Below are 20004 nucleotides of genomic sequence, written 5' to 3' on the forward strand. Positions count from 1 at the left end.
TAATTTTCACTGAAACTTCACCAAATCTTTACTGAAACTTCACAAAGTATTTAATCAATCTTTAAATAAGGAATCACCAAAGCCTGATGGGATCACTTTAATTTAAAACCTAATCCAACTTTGTTTCACGCCATTTTGGCGGGAATTTGCAGAATATGATTAACAAATCATACCATAGTTTTGGATATCTGATTAAGTTTTTATATAAAAAAATTATTATAACTCTGAATATTAATCATAATTACTAGTTTTTTTTATAGTTTTATATATAACCAACTAGCTATTGTTTATTTTTTTTTAAACAATATATTAAATCTTATTAATGTATAGCAGAGTGTGAAATGCCGCCATTATCAATAGTAGTTAGGGTAGTTAACCTTGTTACGCCAAATTTATAGCGTCGATCTAGTTATACTACCAAGTAGAATTATTCAATTTAAACTTAATACTGGAACGAATAAAAATAAACTTAATATTAAACAATTTAATATTAAGTTTATTATGTCGTTATTATTTGATATTTAGCTTCCTATTGTTAATGGTAATAGATTCCTTAGATTTTTTTTAAAACTAAAGCAACAAAAAAAACAATTATAAACTCTAAAAAAATACAATAATGCAATTCGATATACTCTACTATAAGGTGTACCTTCAGAGCCCATAAATATTAAGATATATAACCAATTGCTAGTAAGTAGATAATGTTAGGTCACGACATAAAGTGATACCATATAAAATAGCTCCTAGGTTCTACCACACTAAATGCATCTACTCCGATGCTCAAGAGTCATTGTCTAACCGGGAGGTAATCTATGACTTCTCAAGAAACCGGAGCTTCGAGCTATGCAAGTTCTGCTTTAGGACAGGGTGTCTATGGGGAGGTGAAACTGGTGAAACTAAGGTACTCTCAAAGAGATGATTTTTCGGAGGCTTCACCAAAAGGACAAGGAAAAGGGCTTGGGGTAATAGGAATACCTTTTACCTTTGTCCATCAGGCGAGCGTGTCATTCCCTGTAAGCATGTAACTCGCTCTAGCCCAACTGCACTAGGGTGTTCTAGGATTAAGTTTTCCTGTATTGATCTTCACCTAACCCAAGGAATTAGTAAGGCATCTACAGTTCAAGGGGATAACCGAATCAGTGAATTTACCTATGGGCTTTTGTGTTGAGGTAGATTGTCCTGCAGGAAATCGCTATTCTGAGGTAGATTCACTGAAAACTTTGCTAAGTTTGCTAAGGTAGCCATCCTGACATGGCTAATCCTAGTATCTACCTGTGAAGACATCGGTTCTAACTGTAATTGAGAGTAGGACACTATGTTAACCAAGCTGTTAGGAAAAGTTCTGCTCGTTGGTATGCTCACTTCCTTAGTGAGCTGTAGTCAACCAGCCGAACAATCAAACCCTAGCTTAGAGCCATCGACAATTTCTGAAGACACTAAGGTGATTGTATTAGGTGATATTTCAAAGAATCCAGCCAAAAAGATCCGCCGCTTCCAGCCCCTGGCAAATTACCTGGCTGAGAAGTTGAGTGAGTTCGATATTAACACTGGCGAAGTAAAAATTGCCTCCGATTTTCCTACCATGATCAGCTGGCTCAAAGAAGGGGAGGTACACCTATACTTCGATAGTCTCTACCCAGCGATGAGGATTAATCAAGAGTCTGGTGCTCAACCAATTTTGCGCCGTTGGAAACGGGGTGATGCTGAGTACCACACGATTATCTTTACTATGAAAGACCGAGGGATTAAATCCCTAGCTGATCTAAAGGGTAAGAAGGTCGCGTTTGATGATAGACAATCGACCTCTGGCTATATGTTACCTATGGCTTATCTGATTGAAGCAGGTTTGAAGCCTAATGAAAAGGGATCAGCCAGTGATGTAGTTGCAGCTAATGAGGTGGGGTATATCTTCAGTGATGATGATGAAAATACTATCCAATGGGTGATTAGCTCAAAGGCAGACGCTGGTGCAGTGGATAACCAGACTTTCGAGCAAGTCCCGGAGGATGTCCGGGACGCCATGACTATTTTGGCTGAGACGGACAAGGTGCCTAGGCAAGTCGTGATGGTTCCAGGCAATATGGATCCTGAGTTAATGGCTCAGCTCAAGAGTATTCTGACTACCATGCATAACGACCCCAAGGGCAAAGAAGTGCTGACTAAGTTCCAGAAGACTGCTAAGTTTGATGAATTCCTAACTCTACAGGGGTTGGAAAGGATGCAACAATTATACAACATTGTTGAGAATCGGTAAATTGCATGGGCAGATTTAGCTGGAGACAATGGCCATTAGCCACTAAACTGACAATGACTATGACTAGCTTGGTCATTGTGGCAGTGGCTAGTGTCACCATGCTATCTCTGCACCGTGAGCAACAAACCTTTCGTAAAGAACTCAAGCAACAGGCGAATCTATTGCTTAATACTCTGATCTTAGTGACTGCTGATGCGCTCTACCTTGCAGATGCTGATGCTTTGGAGCAGGTCATGGAGCAGCTGGGGGATCAGGGGTTAGTGGAGGAGGGTTTCATATACCAAAAAGATGGACGGATCGTAGCCAAAGCCGATTCGGTAGACGGTCAGGTGTATAGTCTCGAGAGTAACTCTGTTGGCCAGGAGCTGCTAAGGCTAAAACCTGATAAGATATATGTTGAGTGGGATGCTGACCAACTTACTGTTGGGAAAGCAGTGATTCTCGGGAATCAGACAGTGGGAGCGATTAGTGTCGGACTGTCTACAGCTCCCCTGAATAATAAAATTGCTGCGGTACGTAATCAAGGTCTAGTGGTGGCAGTAACCGCAGCGGCTGCCGGTACCCTGTTGGCACTGCTGCTGAGTCGGTCAATCACTGAACCATTGCAACAGATGACTGCTGCAACCAAGCGTTTGGCTGCTGGGGACTTGAACCAGAAGATTACTGTTCACACCAAGGATGAGCTAGCGATGTTGGCAGATTCCTTCAACCGGATGACTTCCCGGCTGCGAAAAGTCATTGAAAATTTGGAACAGCGAGCTGAAGCTCTGCGCCAAAGTGAAGGGAAAAATCGAGCCTTGCTCAATGCTATCCCGGATTTAATGTTGCACTTTAGTCACGATGGTACATTTCTAGATTATAAAGCGGCAAGGAATCATAGCTCTTTTGGGTTTGGAGATCAAGTCTTGGGTAAAACGGTGTATAATGTATTACCACAAGGGATAGCTCAACTTTATATCAGCAATGTTCAGCAAGCTTTGGAAACTGGGGAGATCCAAATCTTTGAACATGAGAGGTTTATTAATGGCCAACGCCGCCATTTTGAAGCACGGATTGTGGTCAGTGGAGATAAAGAAGTGCTGACCATTGTCCGGGATATTACGGATAACAAGTTGGCTCAGATTGAGTTGCAACAGGCAAAAGAAGCGGCTGAAGAAGCCAACCATGCCAAGAGTGCGTTTATGGCTAGTATGAGCCATGAGCTACGGACACCCCTGAACGGTATTCTGGGCTTAAGTCAGTTGCTTTGGGAAGATGCCGAGGAGTTAGGCTATGACGAGTTCGTCTCTGACTTAAAGGAGATTTGGAACTCTGGTACGCACCTGCTCACACTGATCAGTGATGTTCTAGACATTTCAAAGATTGAAGCAGGCAAGATGAACCTCTACTTAGAGAGCTTTGATGTTACCACCCTGATAGTGGAATTGGAAAGCCTTGCTAAGCCACTGATGCAGAAAAAGAACAATAGTCTAAAGATCAGCAGTGCTGACTCTCTCGGGACAATGGTGGCTGACCGGACTAAGCTCAAGCAGGTTCTGTTAAACTTGCTAAGTAATGCTGCCAAATTCACTGAGACAGGCACGATTACTTTTAGCATTAAGCGTGAAGGAAGTAACCATAGGAATGGCAAGAACGAACTCATCTTGGAGTTATCCCAACCTTATTCGAGATCCTCAAGTGCTTCCTACACCACAATCGATATTCCTACCTCCTCCAATACCTTAGCGAATCTCGAATCTGATGATTGGTTGATCTTCTCAGTAGCTGATACTGGCATTGGTATGACTCCAGAACAGCTAAACAAAGTATTTCAACCATTTACCCAGGCAGATAATTCAACCACCAAAAAGTATGGTGGAACGGGTTTAGGTCTTTCCATCAGCCAACGCTTCTGCGACATGATGGGTTGTCAAATTATGGTGGAAAGCGAGATTGGTGTTGGCTCCAGCTTTACCATCCGTTGTCCTGCTGTAGTAAATGACCCCAAAGCAGAAACACCTAAGGGCTAAATGGGTAATGGGTTAAGTGAAGGCAAAAGGTAAAAGGTAAAGTTTTCACATTTGAGCTTTCACATTTGAGCTTTCACATTTGAGCTTTCACATTTCACATGACAGCTTTCTTATTTAATTCTTCATATTTCATCATTCATGATTTGCCTCAAATGCTGTCAGTGATACTATCAAAGTTAAATGCCTTGACCCGAACTCCTGGAACTACGATGTTACCGTAGCGCTGTACTTGGCTTAGGGCATCGATTTCTTTTAACATTTGAGGCAGGCTTTGGTTAAAGCGCAGGTTTTTAATCGGGTAGGCAATCTGACCGTCTTCAATCCAGAATGTGCCGTCACGGGTCATACCTGTGACTTCTAGGGTTTTGGGATTAACATAGCGCACATACCAAGCACGATTTACCAAAATACCTCGCTCTGTCTGGGCAATCAGGTCAGCTAGACTTTGGCTAGAACCGGACATGACAATGGGAAACAATAGTCCGGTGGGATCTTTGCCTTTCTGAGCTGCCCAATAGCGGCTATAGTAAAGGATTTGGGGAATACCGTCCTTAATCACCTCGGTATAGCGATTACTCAATCCATCCCGAAAGCAAGTGCCTAATTGAAGTAGGGGATGAGCAGGGTGGCGTTGTACCTGCACTATCGGGCTAAACATTGGCTGACCCAAGCGGTTACCAGTAGGCTTACCGGTTTGATCACTATGGGACATAAAGGAGCGTCCTTCATCGGCTGCCCGAGCATCCATATTCCAGATTACCCAAGACAGCAATTCCGCAAAGGCAGCACCATCAAATATAACTGGGTAGGTACCTGGATTCACCTTACGGGGGTGACGTGAGGCTTTAGCTCGTTCAATTAGAGCTGTTATCGATGACTTCTCTAAAATCGGTAACTGCTCTACGGCAAAGGCAGTGCTTTGACTCCAACTCGAACCATCGTCTATACGGGCTGTAACGCTACAATCTGCCTCTGTACCTTGGTCTAACGCTCGTAACCCTTGGGAGTTGCCCACAACTCGTAAAAAGGCTTGAGTACTAAGCTTACCAGACCCTTCGACTCCTGCCTTAGCAGTTAAGGTACATACTCCCTTGACCATTTCTCCCCGTTCCAAGGGGGAAAGGGTAGCAGTGGCTTGATCGAAGGCTGGGGTGCGTTGCTCATAATCCTGGGCTTCCAGTAGGGGTACCCATTCAGGATCTTCTGGGGCAATGCGAGCCAGTTGTTCTGAACGTTGGATAGTTTGGGCTATTGCCTCTGGGTCTAGTTCTGTTGTGGTAGCAGAGGCACAACGCTTACCGAAATAACTGGTAATGGTAAGTTGGCAGCGTTGGCGGCTGATATTCTGGGTAATCTGATTTTCCGAGAAGCGGCTAAGAAATTCGTCACCAAGGCTGAGACTGACGAATACCCCTTCTGCCTGGGATTGGGCAATGACTGAATCGACTAAGGATAGGGCTTGATCTTTGCGATCGCATATCGGAGCAGCAGCTAGGGTCATTTCCTGTGGGGATGGGCTTGATAAGCGGCGAATTATTCTAGTAAAAAAATATTATCCTGTAGTATACCAAAAATGTCTCAGCATATAGGAAAAGGGTGAATGAGAACGATACCGCTGCTAGCTGCCACTATCATCAGTTTTGGTTTGACAAGTGTTGGTCAAGCTCAAGGTAAAGAGATTCCTGAGTATAAAGGAACCAAGCAGTTGATGGAAGGTCCATACTCCAATAACCTGGATGCGGCTTCATACTTTCAAGTTGGCGTGAAACTGTACGGACGTCGGGACTTTCCTGGGGCAGAGCGCGCTTTTCGTAAAGCCCTTGAGTTTGACCCCTATATGGCCATGGGACGTTACTTGTTGGCGAATACGTTTTTGCAGCAGGGTAAGAACCAGCTGGCATTGGAACAATACCAAATTGCTATTGCCCTTGACCCAACCTTGTCACAAGCTTATTACAACTTAGGCATTGCTTTTTACAAGGAAGGGGCACCCGATAGTGCGATCGCTGCTTATCGACAGGCGTTGTCTTTCAATCCTGAATCAGCCGATATTTATTATAACTTAGGGTTAGCTCTGGAATCTCAGGGTAATCAAGAACAGGCGATCGAACACTACCAAGCCACCATTCGCCTAGACCCAGATTATGGCAAAGCCTACTATAACATGGGACTGATTTTAGTCGAGCAAGACCAGATTGGACCAGCAACTACTGCACTCAGACAAGCAGTTCGCACTCAACCTAAATTGGTAAAAGCACACTACCAGTTGGGACTATTACTGGTGGAGCAAGGGGAAAAGTCAGCGGCAGAGGAATCCTTTAGGGAAGCAGTTAAGGTTGACCCGAACTTGGCCCCGGCTCAGTATCAATTAGCGGTAATTTTGTTTGAGAAAGGGGAGTTGGCGGAAGCGATTACTCGGTTTCGCTTGGTGACGGAACTGGAACCGGAAAATGTGGATGCTTACCGACAGCTAGGGGCAGCACTGACAGCGAATGGTGAGTACGCCGAAGCAGTTACCACACTCAAATTAGCTGTGCAACTCGATCCTTACCACGCCTTGACCCACTACAACCTCGGTGTTGCTCTACAACAGCAAGAACAGTATGAGGAAGCCATGGCTGAATATCAGCAAGCTCTTAGCCTGTCTCCGGCATTAGCAGAAGGTCATTACAACTTGGGTGTAGTTTTAGAAAAGTCTCAACAGCGAGAGGAAGCTCTCTCTTCTTTGGTCAAAGCTAGAGAGTTATTCGCCTTTGCTGGTAATGAGGAGAAGGTGACAGAGGTTGATGAGTACATCAAGCAGCTAGAAGCACAAGACAAGTTGGTTGATACTCAAGAAACTCCTGAGGTAGACTCTCCTAAAATTCCACAGATGAAGTCTCCTGAAATTCTGGAGGTAGAATCCCAAGAAACTCCTAAGGTAGAGTCCACTGAAACTGAACAGATGGAACCGGAAAAGTCTGAACCAGACAGAGGGATTCCTAAGCTTTAAATGGGTAAGCGGTCAATATCAGGGTTGGAGCCAATAATAACCATAAGCATATCTTTGTACAGAGGTTGATTAGGGTCAGGGTTAATCTCAAATTCAGCATCTCCCTTAATAGCCAGGACAGTCAAGCCATAGCGCTTGCGCAATTCCAGTTCCAAAATGGTTTTGCCATCAAATTTTTCTGGCACTCTGACCTCGACAATACTGTGCTTAGAGTCTAGGTCAAACCATTCCAAAATGGATGGTTTGGTGAGGGAGCGTGCTAAAGCACAACCTGCGTCATTCTCAGGAAAAACTACATGATCGGCTCCTACCCGTTTTAACAGCTTGCCATGAACTTCTGAGGAAGCTTTAGCAATGACGTAAGGAACTCCTGCTTCTTTTAAGTTGAGGGTGGTGATAATGCTTTCTTGTAAATAGTTACCGATGGCAATAATTACTGTGTCAAATTCTAAAATCCCGGCTTCTTTCAATGCTAATGGTTCTTTTGAATCGAGCTGCACAGCATGGGAAGCTATTTTTTCGGTTAACACTTGGCAAACTAGTTTTTCATCAATATCAGTACCCAGAACCTCATAGCCAAGTTGGTATAGTGTGGAACAGACAGCTCGACCAAAACGCCCTAGTCCAATAACGGCAAACTGTTTATTTTCTTTGGGTAGGTTACGCAAAAACGTTAAAAATGATAGATTCACTTCGGCCTCCTTTGATAACTGCTATAGTAAGTTTTTATTACTTGTTCCTTGTTGATTTTTAAGTGTTAATTGCCATTGGCAATTTGCCATTACCAAGCCAGTATACCTTTTACCTAGGATTATCCCACAAGTAAGTTTTCTTCTGGATAGTGAACTGAACTGGGACGGGGTTCTCCTAGTAGGGATGCCATCAGCAACAAAACTCCAACCCTGCCAATGTACATTGTTCCAATTAACACTAGCTTTGCCAAGGTAGAAACGTCTGGGGTAATCCCTGTGGAAAGACCGACAGTAGCAAAGGCTGAGACAACTTCAAATAAAATCTCAATAAAATCCATATTTGGCTCAGCTAGGGAAATTAAAAGTGTTGAGAGAATTACTGTAGCGAATGATCCGACTAAGACTCCAATGGCTTTTAGAATTAGCTCAATTGGCACCTGGCGCTTATATAGATAAACCTCTTCTTTGCCTTGTAAAATTGCTTTGGTAGAACTAACTAAAATTCTTACTGTTGTAGTCTTGATGCCACCACCTGTTCCCCCTGGACTGGCTCCAAAAAACATCATTGCAATGGTAATAAATAACCCGGCTGTGGTCATTTTACCAAGATCAATGGTGTTAAAGCCTGCGGTTCTGGTGGTCACTGACTGAAACCAGGCTTTGATAAATTTGTCTGATAATGTTGAAGGTCCTAGAGTGTTATAATTATTAAATTCGATGAATAAAAATGCGATTGCTCCCACTATCAACAAAAAGATAGTGGTGCTAGTGACTACTTTAAAATTCAGGGAAAATTCCAGAGACTGACGTCGTCGGAGCATGCGATCGCGCAACCAAAGATAAAACTCAAAAATTACCTGTTGACCAATGCCACCGCAGATAATTAGAGCTGTGATCACTAGGTTCAGTAGAAGAGATGACTGATAACTTGTTAAACTGTCTGGAAAAAGACTAAATCCAGCATTATTCCAAGCACTGATGCTATGAAAAATGGCTAACCAGAGTCCCTGGTATAATCCATAATCGGGAATAAACACTAGTAAAAGTAGAAAAATCCCTGTGATTTCAAAAATTATTGCTGTGGCAATGATGGAACGAATTAATGCTGCACTGTCTTGTAAACCTTGTCTATCTAAGGCTTGTTGAATGGCGATTTTCTGCTTTAATTTGAACTTGCGCCCCAGTATTAAAATGAGAAATGTGGTGGTGGTCATATAGCCCAAACCGCCAATTTGGAAGAGGGCAAGCACAATCAACTGTCCCCAGAAGGAAAAATAGGAGCCAGTATCGACAACCACTAGACCAGTAACACAGACAGCAGAGGTTGAGGTGAATAGTGCCACCATGGGGTTAGTCCATGTGCCATCACTAGCAGCAAATGGCATCATTAGCAAAACAGTTCCGATGGCAATTACGGAAAGGAATCCAAGGCAAATGGTTCGGGGAATAGTCATTGGTCATTTGTGATTTGTCTTTGTCCTTTGTCTTTGTCATTGTTCATTTGTGATTTACCATCTGTCAAGACCCTTTTTCCTTAGTAGCGGCCCACCGCGTGCCCCCGTCGAATTGGGTATGGTTTATGGAAGTGAGAACCGCTATAGTTGGTGATACGGAACGATGCTTGTGGACAAGATATGACATTAAGTCTTGAAAAATTGAGTCTTGAAAAACAGATTCAGGAATTTTATGATGCCTCTTCTGGCTTGTGGGAAGCAGTTTGGGGTGAACATATGCACCATGGCTATTATGGCTGGGCGGGTACTGAGAGGAAAAACCGATATCAGGCACAAATTGACTTGATTGATGAATTGCTCTGTTGGGCTGAAGTGGAGCAAGCTAGTACTATTTTGGATGTCGGTTGTGGGATTGGTGGCAGTTCACTTTATTTAGCGCAACAGTTTGAAGCAAATGTTACTGGCATTACGTTAAGTCCAGTTCAAGCATCACGAGGGACTGAACGAGGGCAAGTGGCTGGGTTGGCGACACGGGTTCAGTTTCAGGTTGCTAATGCTTTGGATATGCCTTTTGCTGATGAAACGTTTGATTTTGTCTGGTCGATGGAGAGTGGAGAACATATGCCGGACAAGCAACAGTTTCTTCAAGAATGTTATCGGGTGCTGAAACCTGGGGGAAGGTTTTTAATGGCAACTTGGTGTCACCGTCCGATAACCTTGGCGACGGGACAATTGACAACAGATGAACAGCAGCATTTGGCTGAGATTTATCGGGTTTATTGTTTGCCTTATGTGATTTCGTTGCAGGAGTATGAGGAAATTGCTGGCAATTTGAATTTCCAAACTATTCGGACGGCGGATTGGTCAGATGCGGTTGAACCGTTTTGGGATATTGTGATTGATTCTGCTTTTGAGCCGAAAGCGATTTTAGGGTTGCTTAAAAGTAATTGGAAAATTGTGGAAGCGGCACTGTCGATGGGGTTGATGAGTCGAGGGTATCGCCGGGGGTTGATTCGTTATGGGTTGTTGTATGGCAGCAAGTGAGGATTGTAACGGAAATCATTTGCTGATACCTTGAGTTATCAAAATCAGTTGTATATGACCCAAATCTGATGATTCCTATGGGGTCATCCCATGTTAATTAGCAGTTTATTTTACGGAAAGGAGGTCAAATCCCGTGAAGTAATTATATATATAACAGTGAGTTAGTTGCCAATGGCAATTTGGCATGGGCAATGGTAAATCAATCGATTATTGTGGTAAGCACTAATGCTAGTAAAAATTAGTGCTATATTACTAGATTTTATCCTAGGTGGCTGAACGTGTTAGGTGGCTGTATCTTGTAGCTTTAAATTTTAATTAGGAGTAGGTCATGAACCACTTTACTGTGCTTATGGAGTTTTTGCGCGATCGCCAAAGATTCCTGAAGGAGGTTGACCAAGGGATTAGGATTGATATCAAGATTATCTCTTTATTAATTGCCAGCTCGGCATTTTTTGGGATTTATGGTGCAATTATCGGCTCGTTTAGTGGCCCCCTCCAGATTATCTCTTCAGCTATCAAATTACCGGCGCTATACCTTTTAACGCTGTTGATTTGTTTACCGACTTTATATTTTTTTGAGATTAGCTCAGGCTCTAAACGTAGTTTTGGGCAGTACCTAGCTTTGCTTTTGGCGGCGACATCTGTGATTAGTGTGATGCTATTTGGCTTTGCTCCTATCACTCTCTTTTTCCGTCTCTCGATTGATGATTATACATTTTTTCAGCTCTTAAATATAGTAATATTTGGCATCACTGGGTTAATTGGTGTCAATGTGTTTTACCAATGCATGGGATTGATCACTGAGCAAGAAGCTGAAGAAAACAAATATCGCACTAGGATTCTTAAAGCTTGGTTAGTGCTCTATGGATTTGTTGGTAGCCAATTGGGATGGACCCTCAGACCATTCTTCGGAGCTCCTGGGGAACCTTTTGCCCTATTTCGCGAGCTAGAGAGTAATTTTTATATGCATGTGTTGCAGTTAATTGGTAGAATGCTGGGTTGGGGTTAAGGCTTACTATTGATTTGCTATTTTGAAGCCACACTTGTGGCAGGTATAGCGCTGCGCGCAGCGCTATTTCTTATATCGATAACGGATGGGATTGCTTGGGTGCAAGTAAGAGGACTTGATTTCTTCGCAGTGTGGTTTGGGTGCATCTCATTAAAGCTATTTGACACGGTGGGTGGAACGGGCATCTTGGTGGAATGGGCATCTTGGTGGAATGGGCATCTTGCCCGTTTCATTTCCGGACGAGCTTTCCGAACAAGGCTCGAAGAGGGGGAAAATGAGGGCTCGCCCAAGGGTGGTGCGTTACGGGGCGGACTATGCCAACCCTGGCTACGAGGCTGAAAATAAGGGCAAGTCCGCCCCTAACGCACCCTACGCAAGTGATTGGGATTGGTACAAGATATCATAAAATGGTTAACAGGAGCGAGATGATATGTCATCAAATTTAGGTAATTTAGAGATTACGTCAGAGGATATCAGAAACCTGGTAGATCTGAATTTTGCTAAGCTGGTGGCTATTGATTTTTGTCGGGGGTTTATATTTAAGAAGCCTAAGAATATGTTATCGATTCTGTTAACTGAGATATTTATATTGGGTCTGAGTTTAATTTTATTTTTGCCTCCAATCCTGATTTTTATGAAAAATTCAGGCAATTTGCCTGAAGACCAGGCTGGGATAACTGGGCTATTTACTATACTGGTGGGATTGTTTGTTTCAGGGATAGTGATTGGTAATGTATATCTTTATAAACAAGGAAAGCGAATTAAGTCTTTGGTTAGGTTAATGGATCAGGTTGATAACTATAATGGTGTGATTAAAGCGATTGATTTAGCTGAACGAATAGAGGCAATTGAGGGCTCAATTACTGAGTTCAAGCACTCTGAAAGCCGGAGAAAAGTAATTAAATCTCTCGCTATTACTAAAAAAAGTTTAGTTAATGCTTTACAAGTGGAAAATTTAATCAGAAGTCATAATAATTTAATTGAAGGTCGTCAGGCATTGTTAAGCAATCTTGATGATAATTTGGCTACTTTGATGGCTTTTGATCTGAGTGAGGAAACTGGTGAGTATGGTCGCTTACTGAATCAGTCTCTTCAGATTGGTATGAGTGTACATAAGGAGGTGATAAATTTACGAGGTAAGCGGTAAGTTGTTCGGGTAGCGTGGCCTTTTGGCCAAAGTTGTCTATCAGAATGAAGAATGTAGAATGTAGAATGTAGAATGCACAATTCTTAATTCTTAATTCTTAATTCTTAATTCTTAATTCTTAATTCTTAATTCTTAATTCTTAATTCTTAATTCTTAATTCTTAATTCTTAATTCTTAATTCTTAATTCAAAAATAAGTAAGCTGAGACCTAATGCTGATTAGATAACCATTTCTCTTTGATGCGTTGGATTTGTGCTTGAAACGGGGCTGCTTTTTCGGGATTGACCATGGCGATGAAGTTGGCGTAGCCTTGAATGGCTGCGATTACATTACTGGAGTTTCCCCAGTGTTTGCTGTCTGGACCGTCTTTTTCGATTTGATAGAGGGTAGCACGGAAGCGTTTTAATTGTTTTCTGGAAATATTGAGATGGTGGTTGACTACAATTCCTGTTACTTCTTGCTGTTGGGATTTGCGTAGGATTCGGGTCTTTTGTTGATTGATAGTAAACCCTTCGTTAGCTACTACGGAGCTGGTGCGTTTTAGGAGTTTACCGATAAAGCGGAGGCTATCACCGGAGGCGGAGAAGGTGAGGTCATCGGCATAGCGGGTGTAAATAAAGCCTAAGTCTGTGGCTAGGTTGGTTAGTCGGTGGTCTAAACGACGGCACAATATGTTGGTAATGGCTGGTGAAGCAGGGGAGCCTTGGGGGAGGTGGCGATCGCTTGTGGCTACGTAGTAGGTTTTGCTATCTAGTTCGACTTCTTCGATGTCGGCTTCTGTACATAGTAATCCAAATAGTGTTGCTGCTGCTTCTGAATAACCGAATGACCGGAAAAGTCCTTTGACTCGTGGGTAGGAAATGGATGGGAAGAAGTTTTTGAGGTCAATGTTGATAATGACATCAGCACCAACATGAGGCTGGGCGTTGGTTACTATGGAGCGATCGCGTCGAAAGCCGTGAGCTGCATTGTCTAGTTCTAGTTTTTCTAGTATGTTGCTGAGAATCCAGTGTTGTGCTTGTTTTAGTTTTGGTTTGGGTGCGGAAATTAATCGCTCTCCACCGGTTTTTTTGGGAATCTTGAAACGAATGTAGTGAGATATGGTGGCGGTTTTGCGATTAAATGCGAGAAAGCGTAGCTGTCCTAGGGTAATCCCCATGGCTTGACCAATTTCTTGAGCTGTGCTAAGCAGGGGTAATTTATAGGTTTCTAATCGTATGCGATCGCTTTCGGTATGGTTTAGACCTGGGGATACTTGCTCACCGAGATAGAGTATTTCCTGTTGCTGGCGTATAGCCCACGCTTGGGCACGTTCGAGCCGTTGTTGTTCCCGTCTTTCTTTGGTTTCCTGACGCTTACGCCTGGACTCTGCTAACCGTTCTTTTAGCAAGCGCTTACGCAGTGCTTGTTCGTTTTGTAGTTTCTTACTTTCTTGACGCAGTTGGGCTAGTTCTCGCTGGAGTTCTCCCCGCCGTCGAATTTCATCAGCTGGATCTTCTGGCATCTCACCTTGTGCTGGCCAAAATCCGTAGCGAATCATTTCTTCGAGGACGAATTCTTCTTTTCCAATTTGGCGGATGCGATCGTAGAGTTCCTGACGGGTACGGGGTTGGTCTGACATGGGTTTTTATAGCAGTTTGCAATTGGGTAAGGTACAAATTCTTGGGTTTTAGGGAGCAGGGAGCAGGGAGTAGGTAAGAAAGAAGAGGGAAGTCGGAAGATGGAAAAAATCCTGTGTACCTCATAGCTAGGAAAAAGGCTATAGTTTTTAAGGTTAGTTGAAGGTTATTTGTGATACCATTAATGATTAGCTCTATACAAAAAAATCACGCCTACTCCGTTGGTTACCCCTTCGTAAACTCCCTCGGACTAGACTGCTCAACTCAAGCGGGCTCGGGTGCTATCGCTAATTAGTTTTAAGAAAACGAAACCGTAATAGCGATAGCACCCGACAGCCCGCACAGTCACGAGCAGGCTAGTGATGCGTGGTTGAACTTATCGCAGGGACGGCGATCCACCGCCCAGATTGCAAGGCTGTTTACCAACTGGTGGAATGGACGTGATTTATTGATACTGACGAGCGTGCTGCATCCGCAACGCCAGAATGTGTTCACAAGGACCTTTGTACAGCTTATTTTGCTGATACCAATTACAGGTACACTCTGCTGCTATTATACGTTCATCACGATCAATTGTCAAAACGGGATTATAGGTTTTGCTTTTATCTGTGACATTTCCCTGTAGCTGGAGTGTACCTCCAGCGTCTTTTACTGAGGTTACTTGTACGGCATTGTTACTTAAGAAGCGGGTTGCTGTTTCTTCTCGCTGATTGGCAAACCGTAACCGTTCCATGGGTAAGGGCTCTCGGGAGAGTTCCCGGACTCGATATACTTGCTTGTTTAAGTCGTAAATGGCTCGTCCGGCTTGGGTGTAAGCTCCTAAGGCACCTAGGACAGCAGTAGGACTTAGGTCTAACCGCTGGGCGAGACTATCGGGACTTTCTACCCAGTTTTCTCTGAGTGCGTCAAAAATGAGTTGTTGAGTCCACTGATCTACATCTGCACGGGGTGCCATTAAGTCAAAGTTCCCAGCTTGGGACCAATCGTTAGCTGTCCATCCTGATAAACCGAGGGTAAAGGACATATCCCCTAGGTCAGCTACATAAAAGGATGGCATGCCGGTTCCGAGTAGGTGAATGGTAAATTTGTTGGCAATGGGAATCAGACGTTCTAGGATGTGGAGGCGGCGGCGTCCCCACACTCGGATGATCTGTTCTGATGAACCTTGATAGGGCGATCGCGAACAGACTACTTCGATGTTCCAAGGCTCAAATACTATTCGCACGGGTTCTCCTGGTTTGAGATGGTAACGCATTCCCCGTGGGCCAGTTTTTTCTTTGTGGCGACGCAACACAAAACAGATATTGTGAATATCCATGGGCTGCAAGTCAAAGGTGGTGGCGGGTAAGGCCATGGCGGAACTGACTTGTAGAAATCCTCTTACCCAACTGTCTGGTAGGTCAATTTTGACTTCTTTAAATGCTGCTTCATGGGTGGTTTTTACTTCAAAACCGGAGGGGTCAATTTCAAATTGGGTTGTCTTGTAACTGCGGATTTTTTGAAATTCGTTGTATAGGGCGGCGGAGTAGTCTATGTTTGTTGTACCGCAGGCGAATTCGCTGATAGTTTTAAAGACTTCGTAGCTGGCTCCTAGTCGGCCATAACTGGATTCATCTTGGCTGAAACATTCAAAGAAGACTTCATCGGGATGAACGGTAATTACTGGATCGAGGACAAACCAGGCATCACGGTCTTTCTCATAAAGGTAATTGTAGTACTGCTGTCTGGCTTTATAAAAGGTGGATAATCGTTGATATCGGTTCTGATTTAATTGAGTTAGTTCTGCTTGTAAGGGTTGAATTTTATTGGCGAGGTCTTGGCGTTGTGCGGCTATGATTTGCCAGTCTTGTTGGTCTTGGTTGGCACGCCATTGTTTATACTCAGTTCTGTCTTTGGGTTTGAAGCGTAAATCGGAAACTACTACGTCATGTAGGGCGCTGATGGCTTCTCGAAAGGCTACATTTTTCCCTAATTCACCAATGAAGTAGGTGGGAGGACGCTTGGTGTCTGGGGAGAAGGACATTTGGGTGCTGCTGCCGCGATCGCTAACTGCTGTATTATTTTTATAGGCGTAGTTAAATTCCATGGTTTTTAGGGAATTGAAGTATTTTTTTAATTGTTAATAATGGAATTAGTAATCGGGAATCGGGAATCGGGAATCGGGAATCGGGAATTGGGAATCGGGAATCGGGAAAATTATGAAATAGATAATGGAAATAGATAATAATAGTTTTTGGTGTTATACTGAATCAGTATTTTGTTTCATGAGCTATCAGGATATATTTGAAAATGGTATAGGGTTTCTCGTACTATCGCTACTCCCTACTCCCTACTCCCTACTCCCTACTCCCTACTCCCTACTCCCTACTCCCTACTCCCTACTCCCTACTCCCTACTCCCTACTCCCTACTCCCTACTCCCTATTCCCGACAATCCACAATTGATAAATCCCTACACTCCTCTTACTTCGGAGACTGGTTTAACGTTAATAGGAAGAGGAATAGTAGGATAGTTTTGGTGAATTTTAAGCATAATCTGAATTGAACGGGCTTTATCACCAATAGCCATTGTGATGGATTGTCGTGTTAATATTTCTGCTACTATTTTAGCAGCTGCTTGGCTTTTTTGGGCTTCAGCTTCTAGAAATGCAAACACGCGCTGTTTAGCAATTCGTCCGCGATTAACCCGAGACAAAATACTGATAAAGTATGGAATTAAGTCTTGCAAACGGTCGGGATTATCTAGGGCATACTGTTCTAGATAGTTAGTGGCAAATAGCTGCATGTCTTGACTGGGATGTTCACTAAATTTGAGGAGATAATCTTGACCATAACTCTGCTGAAAGGTACGTAGGACTAAATCCCGCCCAAATTGACGAACATCATCCCGAGTACTGTCACAAATACTGACCATGACTTCAGGTGTCCAGTCTTGTTCGGTAATTTGTTGGCTAAACAGTTGTGTAGCAAATTCTCGGGAATCCTGCCATTTTGCTTCTAGTAATCGCACTGCCGCTAACATGTCTTGAGAATTGCTACGGATACGGTTGATGATTTGCTCAATCATTGTCCAAGCGGCTTGACGGACGGATAGGATTTCATGATTGGCTAGTTTGACAATGTCAGGAGTTTCTAATTCTAATACCCAAGTGGTATAGTTAGCTTGGAGTACTAATCCTGCTAATTCTTGAGCGGCTGATGATTTGGCTTGGAGAAGTTCCATCGCGTTGTCTTTGGTAATCCTAGTCATCCAGCTGGGTAAGTCTTCTCGTAGCAGTTGGACTAAATCTTGGTGAACACCTTGATGTCTTTCTGGTAGCTGCAATAGGGTAATGATTTCTGTTGCTAGCTGAGTTACAAATTCTGGATATAATTGTCCTAAGCGCTGAATTACTGGACGAATAGCTTGACGCAAGTGTGCTTGTTGATTGGTTGCGATCGCTAATACTAAGTCGTAGTCTTGTAGCAACCGTTGATCGGGAAGTTGACCGAAAATCTGAACCCCAATCCCTTGCACTGACTGATGGGGAGCGTTGAGGAGTGATTCAATTAATTTGGGTGGTAAGTCAGCGGCAGGAGTTTCGTGATTGAATAGGATTCTTGCTCCCAATTCCTGGATTTCTGGCATGGGGTGTTGGAGCAGATCTAGTACTACTCCCATACCCAATGTCCTGAGTTGGGGGGTAAAACCTAGAAGCAGGGTTTGAGCAGTGTCTTTGGCGATATCGGTTTGAGTTGCTTCTAGTGCGAGTACTGTTGCAATAATTCGCCCGATTAATACTTTAGCTGTTGCTTCACTTACTATTGATTGAGTCAGTAACTGACGGGCAAAGGTACGGGTATCGGAGTGTTGACTGATCACTAAAGGGATGATCAGCTGGCTGCCGGTAATCAAGTGAGTTGGTATTGCTTGTATCCACTGATGGGCTTGAGTACGAGCTGGTGGAAACTGGCAGTTGGCTAAGGCAAGTAATAAGTCTAGGTTAGGATTGTCGGGATTATCGGAATTATATTTTTGTGTTGCTAGTTCAAAGCCGAGTTGAGCGGTTACTTGGTAGGGTTTGTTAACTAGTCTGATTACAGTCTCTGTATCGATTTGATTACAGAATGACTGACATACCCTTAAGGCTTTGGCGGCAAACTCATGAACTTGATGACAATGGCTTTCTAATAGTAACTGTAGCAGTGCCTCTGGATGTTGCTCCCAAAGTTTAGGAAAGGCTTCTTCTCGCACATCTGGTTCTGGATCACCGGGTTTGTAGTTGTCTCGACAACGCCATGCCTGGCTGTTGGGCATTAATTGGTAACGGGGACTATTGGTATAGAGAATATGGTTAAAGGTTAAGTAACCAGCATAGCTGTCCCAGTTGCGAGTGTAGCTGGTGCGACTCCAGTTCGAGTAGTTCCAGCGATAGAAGGTTGATGTTCTGGCGGGCACCCCATCAGAATCAGAATATTGGAGTAATATCTCTAGGGCTAGATTTATGTAATTGCGTTCGGCTTTGCCGTGCCAAAGGCAATCGCATTCTTCACCCAATTTCCTGAGAGTCCGCCATACCCGCCGCCGTAGATAGTCACGAGTTACGTTGCTGTAAGCGCGTTTAGCATCAGGACTACCGAGGTAATTGGCACGGGGAATATATTTGCGACTATTTCTGTCCCAGTAATATCGATGCCAATAAGACTGACGAAACATTGGTGGCTCGGTGTCTAGGCGGTAGGCGATAATGCCAAATACTTCCGCATCTTGCCGATATTCGGCAATCTTGAATATGTGGCGAATGGCTTTGAAGTAGTTGGGGCGTAGGGGAGCAGTGCGTAAGATGTTTAGTAGTGCTGGACGCACTTGAGCATTATTAATTTGATATAGGGTATCGAGGACACCAAAACGAGTATAGTCGTTACTGTCTAGATAGGTAACTAGGGCATTAGAGAAGTCAGCAGGATTATCGGTTTCGATATGGGATTGCAATTCGGCAGGCAATTGCTCTATCTGTTGAGAGCGCAACCGTTCTTGAGTTGATTGATCACAGAGTTTCATCCAGGCTTCCCAAGCAATCCCCTTGACAAAGTCTGGAGTTGAAGGGGTTTCATACAAGCGTTGGAGGTGAGGAATTACATGCTCATCACCACACCATCCCAAAGCCCAAGCAATGCAGTAGTCTTTTAAGGGTTGATCAGTCCCAATCAGAGGGATAATTAAGGGCGTAGCTTCAGGAATTTTAAGTTCTCCAGCCCGCCAGATCGCTCGGGTTTGGGACCATTTACTAGAGCCTTTACTATTATCTGGATTTGCAATTGCGTTGAGAATGGCTTGATGGCGTGGGTCGTTGCTAACTACGTTACTGCTATTTAAGTCATTAACCTCTTCTTGAGTCTCACTATTTGATGGCTCAGTTACATCTTGATAGCCTTTCTTGAGTTTTGAGCCCACTAACTGATCAAACACTTGTTGTGCTTTAGCCAAAGCTACCGGCTGAGCAGTTTTTGAACTTTCTTTCAAGGTCTTGCCACGGCGTCCATAGCGGAAGTTAACGATATACTGATCGTTACCGAGATCACACAGATCGACTTCGTAGATTTTATCTGAGTTATCAGCTTGATAATGGAGCGTAGTGCGTTTGATCAGTTTCATAAGACATCAGGGAAAACCCAGTTAGAAGTAGAAACGCCTGTCATTACCACGATATTAAAAAAATTATCTAGTCGCTCTCGTTCCCCAATCCTAAAGCTATCGTAAATAGAAGCACGGTAAGCCCAGCCTAACCGAAAGGATTAAGACTTG

General features: G+C 43.5%; 15 protein-coding genes. 9 read left to right on the top strand and 6 right to left on the bottom strand.

Features of this window, described 5'->3' with window-relative positions; genetic code table 11:
* Positions 1–812 precede the first annotated feature (812 nt).
* The 3 genes from F6K53_RS08470 (at position 813) to F6K53_RS08480 (ending at position 4263) form a co-directional block, all read left to right on the top strand.
* The gene (locus F6K53_RS08470) at positions 813–1025 is read left to right on the top strand and encodes a hypothetical protein (RefSeq protein WP_293025816.1); all 213 of its coding nucleotides are present in this window, start codon (positions 813–815) and stop codon (positions 1023–1025) included.
* A gap of 290 nt (positions 1026–1315) precedes the next feature.
* Entirely contained in the window at positions 1316–2254 is a 939-nt protein-coding gene (locus F6K53_RS08475; RefSeq protein ID WP_293025818.1) for a phosphate/phosphite/phosphonate ABC transporter substrate-binding protein, read from the top strand.
* Positions 2255–2307: 53 nt separating this feature from the next.
* Positions 2308–4263, top strand: coding sequence for an ATP-binding protein (locus F6K53_RS08480; RefSeq protein WP_293064565.1), 1956 nt, complete (start codon positions 2308–2310; stop codon positions 4261–4263).
* Between the two features lie 148 nt (positions 4264–4411).
* On the opposite strand, the gene F6K53_RS08485 is transcribed toward F6K53_RS08480, so the two are convergent.
* Entirely contained in the window at positions 4412–5764 is a 1353-nt protein-coding gene (locus F6K53_RS08485; protein ID WP_293064568.1) for a TldD/PmbA family protein, read from the bottom strand.
* Between the two features lie 99 nt (positions 5765–5863).
* Between F6K53_RS08485 and F6K53_RS08490 the strand changes: the two genes are divergently transcribed.
* Positions 5864–7255 (top strand): tetratricopeptide repeat protein, encoded by a 1392-nt coding sequence (locus tag F6K53_RS08490; RefSeq protein WP_293064571.1) that lies wholly within the window; start codon positions 5864–5866, stop codon positions 7253–7255.
* On the opposite strand, the gene F6K53_RS08495 is transcribed toward F6K53_RS08490, so the two are convergent.
* A complete protein-coding gene (locus tag F6K53_RS08495; protein ID WP_293025826.1) occupies positions 7252–7947 on the bottom strand; it encodes a TrkA family potassium uptake protein in 696 nt (231 codons plus the stop codon). The two genes, F6K53_RS08490 and F6K53_RS08495, sit on opposite strands and share 4 nt — an antisense overlap.
* Positions 7948–8066: 119 nt before the next feature.
* A complete protein-coding gene (locus F6K53_RS08500) occupies positions 8067–9401 on the bottom strand; it encodes a TrkH family potassium uptake protein (RefSeq protein ID WP_293064574.1) in 1335 nt (444 codons plus the stop codon).
* 180 nt (positions 9402–9581) lie between these two features.
* On the opposite strand from F6K53_RS08500, the gene F6K53_RS08505 reads away from it, so the two are divergent.
* The 4 genes from F6K53_RS08505 to F6K53_RS08520 all read left to right on the top strand — a co-directional run bounded on the left by F6K53_RS08505 (position 9582) and on the right by F6K53_RS08520 (position 12601).
* Positions 9582–10445, top strand: coding sequence for a methyltransferase domain-containing protein (locus tag F6K53_RS08505; protein ID WP_293065028.1), 864 nt, complete (start codon positions 9582–9584; stop codon positions 10443–10445).
* Between the two features lie 328 nt (positions 10446–10773).
* Positions 10774–11454 carry an actin-binding WH2 domain-containing protein gene (locus F6K53_RS08510; RefSeq protein ID WP_075897757.1) on the top strand — a complete coding sequence of 227 codons (681 nt, stop codon included), beginning with the start codon at positions 10774–10776 and terminating at the stop codon, positions 11452–11454.
* Positions 11455–11614: 160 nt separating this feature from the next.
* The gene (locus tag F6K53_RS08515) at positions 11615–11860 is read left to right on the top strand and encodes a hypothetical protein (protein WP_293080367.1); all 246 of its coding nucleotides are present in this window, start codon (positions 11615–11617) and stop codon (positions 11858–11860) included.
* A 24-nt stretch (positions 11861–11884) separates the two neighbouring features.
* A complete protein-coding gene (locus tag F6K53_RS08520; RefSeq protein WP_293064579.1) occupies positions 11885–12601 on the top strand; it encodes a hypothetical protein in 717 nt (238 codons plus the stop codon).
* Positions 12602–12809: 208 nt separating this feature from the next.
* Here F6K53_RS08520 and F6K53_RS08525 read toward each other — a convergent pair whose 3' ends face one another.
* Positions 12810–14222 (bottom strand): reverse transcriptase domain-containing protein, encoded by a 1413-nt coding sequence (locus tag F6K53_RS08525; RefSeq protein WP_293080369.1) that lies wholly within the window; start codon positions 14220–14222, stop codon positions 12810–12812.
* Positions 14223–14665: 443 nt separating this feature from the next.
* Positions 14666–16306, bottom strand: coding sequence for an SWIM zinc finger family protein (locus F6K53_RS08530; RefSeq protein ID WP_293018755.1), 1641 nt, complete (start codon positions 16304–16306; stop codon positions 14666–14668).
* 178 nt (positions 16307–16484) lie between these two features.
* On the opposite strand from F6K53_RS08530, the gene F6K53_RS08535 reads away from it, so the two are divergent.
* Positions 16485–16664 carry a hypothetical protein gene (locus F6K53_RS08535; RefSeq protein WP_293064585.1) on the top strand — a complete coding sequence of 60 codons (180 nt, stop codon included), beginning with the start codon at positions 16485–16487 and terminating at the stop codon, positions 16662–16664.
* Positions 16665–16671: 7 nt separating this feature from the next.
* Here the strand turns inward: F6K53_RS08535 and F6K53_RS08540 are convergent, their stop codons facing one another.
* Positions 16672–19854: a WGR domain-containing protein gene (locus tag F6K53_RS08540; RefSeq protein ID WP_293064588.1), complete on the bottom strand. Its 3183-nt coding sequence runs from the start codon at positions 19852–19854 to the stop codon at positions 16672–16674.
* Between the last annotated feature and the right edge of the window lie 150 nt (positions 19855–20004).

This window comes from Moorena sp. SIO4A1 (genome assembly GCF_010672065.1).
GTDB lineage: Bacteria > Cyanobacteriota > Cyanobacteriia > Cyanobacteriales > Coleofasciculaceae > Moorena.